The 10,551-nt window shown below is 36.2% G+C and carries 8 protein-coding genes; 3 read left to right on the forward strand and 5 right to left on the reverse strand.

All coding sequences use genetic code 11. The features are described 5' to 3' along the window. Positions 1-478 precede the first annotated feature (478 nt). Complete coding sequence (locus ACP6PM_RS24140; RefSeq protein ID WP_426589160.1) at positions 479-2,533, reverse strand: pentapeptide repeat-containing protein; 2,055 nt, start codon at positions 2,531-2,533, stop codon at positions 479-481. 466 nt (positions 2,534-2,999) lie between these two features. Next, positions 3,000-5,267 carry a heavy metal translocating P-type ATPase gene (locus ACP6PM_RS24145; protein ID WP_426589173.1) on the reverse strand — a complete coding sequence of 756 codons (2,268 nt, stop codon included), beginning with the start codon at positions 5,265-5,267 and terminating at the stop codon, positions 3,000-3,002. A gap of 382 nt (positions 5,268-5,649) precedes the next feature. Here ACP6PM_RS24145 and ACP6PM_RS24150 point away from each other — a divergent pair, with 382 nt between their 5' ends. Then, positions 5,650-6,408 carry an ABC transporter ATP-binding protein gene (locus tag ACP6PM_RS24150; protein ID WP_426589162.1) on the forward strand — a complete coding sequence of 253 codons (759 nt, stop codon included), beginning with the start codon at positions 5,650-5,652 and terminating at the stop codon, positions 6,406-6,408. Positions 6,409-6,650: 242 nt separating this feature from the next. Here ACP6PM_RS24150 and ACP6PM_RS24155 read toward each other — a convergent pair whose 3' ends face one another. Further along, positions 6,651-6,794, reverse strand: coding sequence for a hypothetical protein (locus tag ACP6PM_RS24155; protein ID WP_426589164.1), 144 nt, complete (start codon positions 6,792-6,794; stop codon positions 6,651-6,653). 7 nt (positions 6,795-6,801) lie between these two features. Here ACP6PM_RS24155 and ACP6PM_RS24160 point away from each other — a divergent pair, with 7 nt between their 5' ends. Beyond that, positions 6,802-7,731 (forward strand): Rpn family recombination-promoting nuclease/putative transposase, encoded by a 930-nt coding sequence (locus ACP6PM_RS24160; RefSeq protein ID WP_426589166.1) that lies wholly within the window; start codon positions 6,802-6,804, stop codon positions 7,729-7,731. Positions 7,732-7,802: 71 nt separating this feature from the next. Here ACP6PM_RS24160 and ACP6PM_RS24165 read toward each other — a convergent pair whose 3' ends face one another. Both ACP6PM_RS24165 and ACP6PM_RS24170 read right to left on the reverse strand, forming a co-directional pair. Next, the gene (locus ACP6PM_RS24165; RefSeq protein ID WP_426589167.1) at positions 7,803-9,476 is read right to left on the reverse strand and encodes a DUF3352 domain-containing protein; all 1,674 of its coding nucleotides are present in this window, start codon (positions 9,474-9,476) and stop codon (positions 7,803-7,805) included. A 95-nt stretch (positions 9,477-9,571) separates the two neighbouring features. Beyond that, complete coding sequence (locus ACP6PM_RS24170; protein ID WP_426589169.1) at positions 9,572-9,850, reverse strand: hypothetical protein; 279 nt, start codon at positions 9,848-9,850, stop codon at positions 9,572-9,574. 82 nt (positions 9,851-9,932) lie between these two features. Here ACP6PM_RS24170 and ACP6PM_RS24175 point away from each other — a divergent pair. Next, a partial coding sequence (locus ACP6PM_RS24175; protein WP_426589171.1) for a hypothetical protein occupies positions 9,933-10,551 on the forward strand: 619 nt, incomplete at its 3' end.

The following is a 10,551-nucleotide window of genomic DNA, read 5'->3' on the forward strand; positions in this document are numbered from 1 at the left end:
AAACTCATAAAAACCTCTCTCCAAACCTCTCTCCTGCGAGGAGAGAGGCTTATTTACCCCCATTCCCTTGTAGGGAAGGGGGGCAGGCGGGGTTAGGTTTGCGCGGATTCAAAGGAAGCAATCTCAAGGTTTTAGAAGCTGTTTGTAAACTCATAAAAACCTCTCTCCAAACCTCTCTCCTGCGAGGAGAGAGGCTTATTTACCCCCATTCCCTTGTAGGGAAGGGGGGCAGGCGGGGTTAGGTTTGCGCGGATTCAAAGGAAGCAATCTCAAGGTTTTAGAAGCTGTTTGTAAACTCATAAAAACCTCTCTCCAAACCTCTCTCCTGCGAGGAGAGAGGCTTATTTACCCCCATTCCCTTGTAGGGAAGGGGGGCAGGCGGGGTTAGGTTTGCGCGGATTCATCGGTTCTATGCAATACTTCTCAAACAACTTCTTAGAGATTGCTGCGCAAACCCTTTGGTCGCAATGACAACTTTTTAAATGGACTTGATATCATTCCTTACTTGAACAACCCAATTTCTTACTTTCGGATATTTCAGATAAGTATTACCGGTGGCAACACACTCTAATCCTTTCACTTGAGTCCAGATTGTATAGTTCAACTTTGCTCCACGAAAATTGACGCTTGTAAATTCAGAACCGCTGAAGTCAGCTTCGGTTAAATTTGCTTCCCCAAAGTTGGTACTATTTATACATCTTAAGGAAACGGCTATATCGCGAAATATAGAATATTGAGATTGAATTTTTTGAAGCTGAAAGGATTGCTGTTTTGTCTGAGCAATTTTGTTTTTTGTAAATATTAATATTAGCCACAAAACAAAAGATAAAGCAAATAATACTAAAACGAAAACGAAAGTAAAAGAATAACCACCAGAGTCTAAAATAGAATAAAAATAAAGTTCGCCATATTGAAGCCAGTCTATGAAAAACATGAAAATAGTTATTGAATTTGCTACTAAACAGGAGGTAAACAAAACAAACAATGTCAACCCCAAAAAATCTAAAAATTGGTAAATCCATTGCTTTTTAATTCTTTCTTTTAACCAATTCCTAAATTTGTGAATATCAAAAAATTGGACAGGCAATAAAAATATTAACCAGATGCTCAGAGTAGGAACAAAAAATGATAACCAATTATTTCTATTCCAATTCCAATATAAGAATTCTGGAGGAGAAATAAATACTAACATAGAGATTAAACTTGTTGGTAAGACAAGGTTAATAAAATACCACCAACCTAGCCATTTTGCCGACTGTTCAGACCTCAAAGATAAATTGGCAAAATTGTAGGTTAATAGAACCAATAGTGACAATAAACACACTATTATAATGAACGTAATTTTTTCTATAACTGTTTTTAAATCTTTATCAGATAAGTAACTTAGAAGATTTTGCCCGTAGCAAGAATAGCAATAAAATAAAATTGAAGAAACCCAAAATATCCATTTCAGCCTCCTGAATTTTTTAGCTTTTATAAGTTGCCACAACTTGAAAATAATAATTAACTCTAAGGTAATTACAAGTATCAAAATAATCAAGTCATAAATATTTGCTACAGAAGAAACTGAATAAACATAGGCTAAGAATAAAGCAAGTCCAGAAAGTCCTAGTCGGAAAAAAGCTTTGAAGATATTGCTATAAGTTTCTCTATTATTTACATCAAATAGAGTTGAGTAGGCTGCAAGTGATAAAAATAGCAAAGATATAACTGGCAGATTAAATGTTATTGAGCTGAAGATTAATAACCAGTTGTTTTCATTCACTAGGTTTAGTCGGTCTAGTTGGCCTAGTGGCTTTAGTAAGTCCAGTAGGTCGATAGATGAAAATGAAACAACCACACAACAAACAGACAAAAAGCTCAAGAGTATCAAAACAGGAAAATTCTGAAATAATTGTCCTAAATTTCTCCAAGACTTACTCATCCAAAACTGATAAAGCGGAGAAAGCAGAGAAACTGCCAATCCCCAAAACAATATATTCCCTAAGATTCCCGATACAGGCTGATTCAAAGTTTTCAGCCAAAAATCCAATATTCCTAATACCCAAAAAAACAGAGCAATATTGCCCTGACTGTTAGACAAGTGGATAAAATAACCGATAGGTACAAGGAGCGCTAATGAGAAAAAACTATTAGCATTTTCATTGATTAAATCTATTTCACCTTCCCTAGATAAAACCAATGAATAAATTGCCCAAATAGTCAGACCTGCTGCAAAAAGCAAGAAGGCGAAAAACCAGGTATATGTTGTACGATCGTTTTCACTCCCAGCTTTAATGTCATGTAATATAGCTTTTGCCAACCTGGCTTTTCTAAAATTTGTTCCTTTTAGATTGCATCCTGTAAAATTAGCTCTTCTTAGGTTGCAGCTACTAAAATTAGCTCCAGATAGCTTATATCCCGCAAAAGATTGACCTCTCAAGTCCAAATTGCTAAAATTTCGCTCCCCTTTTTTATATTCTTCAATTATTTCCTGAGCTGATTTTTTCTCTTGTTTCTTTTGTTTTAATGAATTGCCTGTTGTTTGACTCATCCTAAACCTTAAAGAAAGTATGATTTGGTGTTGCTAAACGAAATAATATCGTGCCCGTTTGAATAGTTATAATTAAAGCTTGTAGTAGGGCTTTAGCCCGAACTATAGATAGGGCTAAAGCCCTACTACAAACAAAAACTTTTTTATCACTTATTATCCGGATATCGTATAATTTTGCTACACCCTGAATGAAGTTTATAGACTTCAACTATCTATTATGATACCCATACATCAGCAGCAACGCCTATAATTTTAGCATATAGCAATCCTAAATGATTTGTTAAAAAATGTAGGGGTTTGCTCTCAAAACCCCCTTATATAAAAGATTACAACCTATTTATTGCTCTGCTGATTAACTCTCAAAGAGCAGACCGACACATATTCAATGGTGCGTTACGACGGATTGTTAAATGCCTTTTAAAGCTTAGATTATAGCCGTCTAACGTACCCTATATTATTACTTAACTTATTGAGGTTTAAATTTCCTTAAACGTAAAGCATTTGTCACCACGGAAACGGAACTAAATGCCATTGCTCCACCTGCAATAATTGGATTTAATAACCAACCAGTTAAAGGATACAAAATTCCTGCAGCAATAGGAATACCTAAAGTATTATAAATGAAGGCAAAAAACAGATTTTGACGAATATTTTTCATGGTGGCACGACTTAGTTTAATTGCGGTAATAATGCTAGTTAAATCTCCAGAAATTAACGTAATATCGCTAGCAGCGATCGCTACATCTGTACCTGTACCAATAGCTATTCCCACATCTGCTTGAGCTAATGCTGGAGCATCGTTAATTCCATCTCCTACCATCGCTACAATTTGATGGCTATCGCTTCTTTTTTTATTTTCTAATTGCAGATTTTTGACAGTTTCAGCTTTTTGGTCTGGCAGCACTTCAGCAAATATTCGACTAATACCAACTTCAGCAGCAATAGATTCTGCTGTTTGGCGATTATCTCCTGTTAACATTACAACTTCTATTCCCATTTTTTGTAATGTTTGAACTACGTTTTTTGAGGATGGTTTTAAAGTATCAGCAATGCCAAATATTCCTTCAATTTTACCGTCAATTGCTATCCAAGCAGTAGTCTTACCATCAGCTTCTAATTTATTTTGATGACTTTGCAAATTAGTAATATCAATTCCTAATTCATTCATCCAGCGAGAAGTACCAATTTGTACTAATCTATCTGAGACAATTCCTTGTACTCCCATGCCTGACATTGCCTCAAATTTTTCTGGTTCTGCTAAAGGAAATTCTACCCCTTGAGTTTGAGCATATTCAACAATTGCCTCTGCCAAAGGATGTTCCGATTTCCGTTCAACTGCTGCTGCTATTTTTAACAATTTAATTTCATTTTCATTGGCAGTTCCTTGAGTAGTTATATAGTTAGTAACTTTTGGTTTTCCTTGGGTAAGTGTGCCTGTTTTATCTAAGATAATTGCCTGAATTTTATGAGCAACTTCTAAACTATCTGCACCTTTAATTAATATCCCATTTTCTGCACCTTTTCCTGTTCCTACCATGACAGAAGTAGGAGTAGCTAATCCTAAAGCACAAGGACAAGCAATTATTAATACACTGACTGTTGTAATTAACGACATTGTTAAATTACCAGTTAGATTAATCCAAATAATAAAAGTAGCGATCGCTATCCCCATTACGACAGGTACAAACCAAGAAATTACTCGATCTGCTAATTTTTGAATTGGTGCTTTTGAACTTTGTGCCTGTTGAACTAATTTAATTATTTGGGCTAATACTGTATCTTTTCCCACTCTGGCAGCCTCAAATTTAAAACTACCAGTTTTATTAATTGTCGCGCCAATAACTTCATCCCCAGGCTGTTTTTCTATAGGCAAACTTTCACCAGTCACCATAGATTCATCCACTGTGGAATTACCTGATTTTATTACCCCATCTACAGGAATTTTTTCCCCAGGACGCACCACAACCAAATCCCGAATTTTTACTTGTTCAATGGGAATATCTATTTCTTTTTCCTCTCGAATAACTGTAGCAGTTTTTGCCTGCAAACCCATCAATTTTTGAATAGCTATTGAGGTTTGTTTCCGGGCGCGATGTTCGAGCAGTCTACCTAATAAAATTAGAGTAATAATTACGGCTGCTGCTTCATAATAAACATCTGAATTTAATCCTTGTCTGGTAAAAAAATCAGGAAAAAATGTGGGAAATAAAGAATATAAATAAGCTGCCCCCGTACCTAGAGCAACCAAAGTATTCATATCTACGGAACGATTTTTTAATCCTTTTCCAGCACCAATAAAAAATGATTTACCACACCAAAACATTACAGGTGTTGTTAAGACTAATTGTAGCCGGGAGTTATGTAACCACATTGGTATCCAGGGAATATTTAACCCGGTCATCATCGGCAACGAACCAATAATTAAAATTCCACTAATAATTCCGCCGACAACTACTTTATTTGTCATTTTTCGTTCTATTCGGCGATTTTCTCTGTCTTTTTTTGTCAGATTTATTGTTTCCTGAAGTGCTTTTGCTTCAAAGCCAATATTTGTTACAGATTGTTGAATTTTGTGTAAATTTGTTTTGTGGGAATTATACTTAACTGTTGCTTGTGCCATAGCAAAATTAACTTGACATTCTGCTACACCAGCTACATTTTCAATAGCTTTTTGAATTTTATTAGCACAGGCAGCACAACCCATACCTTTTAGCTCTAAGTATGTTATTTCCATAATTGCCTCCTGATGACTAGGGAGAGATATTAAAACTAATATCTCTATAATAAAGTCTCCAGTTAACTGGAGAGTCAAGTAGTTTATCCGGTCTTGTTCAAGAGAGACGAAGTTTGACATCATCCCGACTCCGAAACTAGGCTATGTAAAATTAAGATAAAGTAAAGAATTAAAGGATAATTTACCCTTGAAAAAATTATTGATGTTTTGCGTAAAAATCAACATCAAGTTATAGTGTTTTTCAAACTAATAAAGTAGATTTATTTTTCTTCTTCTCTGTTCCCTAAAAAAGATCCAATATCTCACAACTTAAATCATATTGCTATAAATAGTATAAAATGGTAATTGTGCCGATAAATTCACATCAATATCAACAATAAAAATGAACAATCAAACAGCTATTTCCTGTAATCATGTCAATAAAATTTATGCTAATGGTACTGTTGCCTTGCAAGACATGAACTTGACAATTAATGATGGTCAATTTGTAACTATTGTCGGACCTTCTGGTTGTGGAAAAAGCACAGTATTGCGATTAATAGCAGAATTAAGTGAAGTTACTTCAGGCAAAATTGAATCAAATATAAATAAGGATAAAAATGAGTTAGCTTTTGTATTTCAAGAACCAGCTTTAATGCCTTGGTCTCATGTTATTGATAATGTACATTTACCTCTAAAATTAACAGGAAAATCTCTCAGAGAATCTCGCATAATTGTCCAAGAAGCAATTAATTTAGTAGGATTAGATGGTTTTGAACGTTCTTATCCACGACAGTTATCGGGTGGAATGAAAATGCGGGTTTCTATTGCTAGGGCGTTGGTAACTCAGCCAAGAATTGTTTTAATGGATGAACCTTTTGGTGCTTTGGATGAAATGACTCGTAGTAAATTAAATAGCGATCTATTAGATGTGTGGCAAAAAAGAAATTGGACAGTAGTTTTTGTGACTCATAATATTTATGAAGCGGTGTATTTATCCCAAAGAATAATTGTTATGGCAGCCCGCCCTGGTAGAGTAGTAGCAGATGTTAAAATAGATGCGACTTATCCCCGTAATGAAGATTTCCGAATGTCGCAATTATGTAATGAATATTGTCGGGAAATTTCTGGTTATTTGGAAGTTGCAGTATTAGATTATTAAGGCAAAATTTTAGAGGGGCTAATACATAAATTTTTGCCGATTATCCTGCCTATATTATATAGAATCCGGTTATATAATATAGGCAGGATAATTCTATAATTACTTCAATATTCAATCCTCCCATCTCCCCATCTCCCCTAACCATATAATAAGTATTCAACCAGATTTGATATTTATAGATATCTTGGTAATATCTCCCATTTATAAAACTGTTAAAACATAATTAAAAAATCATCAAATCCCTACAAATAAACTGAAAGATAGACACGGGCTAGAAACCTATTCCACATATCCAGTAAACTTACCTCAAGGAGAGCGATCGCTTTGACTGGATCTGCTATACTGTTTGTATTGTGAAAAACTTTAATTTGAGAAATTTGTGACAATAAAAATATGAGATTTATTAGCCCTAAAATAGATTATGTCTTCAAAAAAGTTTTTGGCTCCGAAGAAAGTCAAGATATATTAATTAGCTTTCTCAATGCCATTATTTATGATGGAGAAAAAATCATTCAATCTTTAACCATTATTAATCCTTATAATACTGGGAAAGTGTTAACTTTAAAAGACACTTACTTGGATGTAAAAGCAGTCTTAGCTGATGGAAAAATTGTGGTAATTGAAATGCAAGTATCATCCATGACTGGTTTCGGGAAACGGGTAGTTTATAACATGGTGAAAGGATATGCTAATCAATTAAAAGTTTCTGATGATTATATTAGACTTAAACCAGTTATAGCTGTGACAATTACCGATTTCATTCTGTTTGAAAAACGCAAGAAAATTATTAATAAATTTGTGTTTAAAGAAGAAACGGAAAATTTTAAATGTTTGGATGAGGAATTACGATTAGTATTTGTGGAATTACCCAAATTCAATAAAAAACTATCAGAGTTAGAAAGTTTAGCAGATAAATGGATTTATTTCCTCAAAGAAGCTTCTAGTTTTGATGAGATTCCACCTTCATTAGGAGAAGTATCAGAGATAGAATTAGCTTTAAATTTAGCTAATCAAGCTGGTATGACTCCAGAAGAATTAGAAATAGCACAAAATCGGGCAATGGCATTGCAAGATGAAAGAGGAAAAATAACTTTTGCTAAAGAAGAAGGAAGAGAAGAAGGGAGACAAGAAGGAAAAGAAGAAGGGAGACAAGATGAGGCGATCGCCTTAATAATGCGTCTACTGAAAAAGCGTTTTGGGGAAATTGATACGGAAACAATTAGCAAAATTGAAAATTTGACTATTGAAGAGTTAGAAAATTTGGGGGAAGATTTCTTAGATTTCAATAGCATAACCGATCTAGAAAATTGGCTTAATATTTAAGCATTCACCATTCAGCTATTAGTTGGCGAGCAAGATGCTCGCACTGATAACTAATAACTGAAATGACAGGATTATTTTGTCTCCTGTTTTTTCAATTTCACAAACACATCATAATTAGTTGTGCGACTATTACTAACAATAGATGTCACACCAATAGACTCCATACCATCTACCCAAATTTTTTGATTGGCAGGTAACTGGGGAATAGAAAGATTTTGAGGATTGAATGTCCGACTAATATCAATGAAAAAATTACCATTAAATGATTCTGATTCTAGTGGTAGAGTTTCTTGTAAAATCACACTTTCCGCCATAGAATTTGTTGGTGCAGGCAATATTTGATTTTCCACAGACCCTCCCAAGGTGAAAAATGCCACATTCCCATTCAACCAACCACGAATTACAGTAAAACCACCAAAAGGTGAAGTCCACTTCACAACAGGTTTTCCGCTAGCAACAGCTTCACCTACCTCAAATTCTTTTTTCTTCATTATCTCATCTAATTTTTTCAGAGACTCCTCAGCAGCACGGCGATCGCTTGCTTTGACCATAAACACAAAACCTGCAGCAAATTTTTGTAACTGATCCTTATTTTTGGGAATAGGCAGCAAAGACAAAGAATATTCTCCTGCCATCCAGTCGATAAATTCCTTATCTAAATCCATACCAGTTCCATTCTTCACAGTTTGACGGAATGTATCTGGGTTAATGGGAGCGATGGGATTAGCTGCTGCACCCTTGACATAATCAGACCACATTCGCTGTAAGTTACTGCCAGATATCATCATCAAAGCATTTCCAGGTACTCGACTTAACATTTCCGTAGCTTTGTTTTCTACGGTAAACTTTTTCTGACTATTAGGTTTTAGCCAAGAAATTGCCTTTAAATCTATACCTTCGGGAACTAAACTTACGGTTGCTGCTACTCCCTGGTTATCCTCGAGTTGTTTGAGATTTTCCTCAGAAACAGGAGTCATAGATTTACTAGAAGTATAAGCAGCAGCAACAGGAACATTTACATATACCTGAGCAAAAGGTGCAGCATTTTCCAGTCTCTCCATCGCTGCCGTATAACCAGGAGCTTTTTCTAGAGAATTATCTCCTTTATATATATCGACCGCTCGGTTTATTGCCGTCTGGGAATTAGTAACTACCAAAAACTTTCTCCCCAATAGAGCAGCAGAAATATCTTGGTTAGGTACTCCTTCAGTTTCTGTAATTTCAATACCTCTATAGGTACGTTTAACTAATTTACCTTCTTTAGGAGAGCGCGGTTTGTCTAAAATTTGCTGTGCTTTCACTGGATCGGCGATCGGCAATACCACCATAGTTGCTTGTTCAGCGGGAGGGGGTGGTGGAGAGTCGGGAGTAGTTTGGTTAGAAGGTTCTAGAGTAGACTTGCGCAAAAAAGCGATCGCTACTTCCTTACCTACCCAAGGTTGAATATCTCGTTGATAATTATAGCCATAAGTAGTCAGGAAGCGATCGCGCAACTGCCCCAACAACTTTTGCAAAGCAGCTTTTGATTGAGGAGTGCCAAACTGTTGCAGATTTTCCCATTGAGTAGAGTCAGTAGAAAGATTTAAAGTCATCATTGCATCCTTGGGGACAACCTCGGCACCCACGGGCAAATTGTCTACTGTTTCTTCGGAAGAGATTAGGATGTAGCCAGCGACAGTGCCGACAATTATTAGGAAGGTTGCTCCTAGTAAGGTTAAAGGTAAGGTTTTATCTTGCTTTTTCATTCTTAAAAGTTAAATTAGAGATTAAAATACAAATTTGTAGGTTGGGTTGAGGAACCCGTTAGCGGAGCTTATCCGCAGGATAAACCCAACATTATCTATGTTTTTGTTGGGTGGCGCTGTTTGACAAAAGTAGGCAAAAAGCCTTTTGAGTAGGTTGGGTTGAGGAACCGGAAACCCAACATTATCCGTGTTTTTGTTGGGTGGCGCTGTCGCTTAACCCAACCTACAATATTGTACAGGCAAAAAGCCTTTTCGGTAGGTTGGGTTGAGGAACGAAACCCAACATTATCTATGTTTTTGTTGGGTGGCGTTGTTTGACAAAAGTAGGCAAAAAGCCTTTTGAGTAGGTTGGGTTGAGGAACGAAACCCAACATTTAATTTCTGACTTCGTATAATAGAGTAAGAATAATCAAAAAAATCTTACTTTTGAATTTTGAATTTTGAATTTTGAATTCTATGTGGAAGCCCTATCTAGAATCAATTTGCCAAGAATACGCCAAATGGTGGGAGGTTTATACTCTGACGGATGTGGCGGGAAAAAAGCGTCTTGAGCAACAGCAAAATATTTCCCCACTCTTGGATTTAGGTTTGATGGTACAAACTATTGAGTCGGAGGAAAAGCAGAGGGAACGTCCAGAAGAGAAAGTTGAACGGTTGACAGTTTTGGAGGGTTTGCGCAAATATGCCCCCAATCATGTTTTATTGGTGGGAAGACCAGGTTCGGGAAAATCTACTGCTTTGGCCAGATTGTTATTAGAAGAGGCAGATAAGGTTAGGTCTGGAGAAAATGGCCAAATTCCCATTCTCATAGAATTGCGCTACAGTCAAACTTCCGTACTTGAAAGAATCCAAAAGTTTATCCACAAACACCACCCCAATATAAATATAGATACAGCAACTCTAGAAACTTGGCTCCGTCAAGGTAAATTTTTGGGCGTTGCTGAACCAATCGATGAATCTTTCACGAACCACACTCCCCACACCTCCCACACCTCCCACACTCCCCACACTCCCCACACTCCCCACACTCCCCACACCCCCCACACCTCCCACACCTCCCACACTTCCCACACTT

Source organism: Dapis brunnea BLCC-M229 (genome assembly GCF_050015995.1).
Classification (GTDB): domain Bacteria; phylum Cyanobacteriota; class Cyanobacteriia; order Cyanobacteriales; family Microcoleaceae; genus Trichodesmium.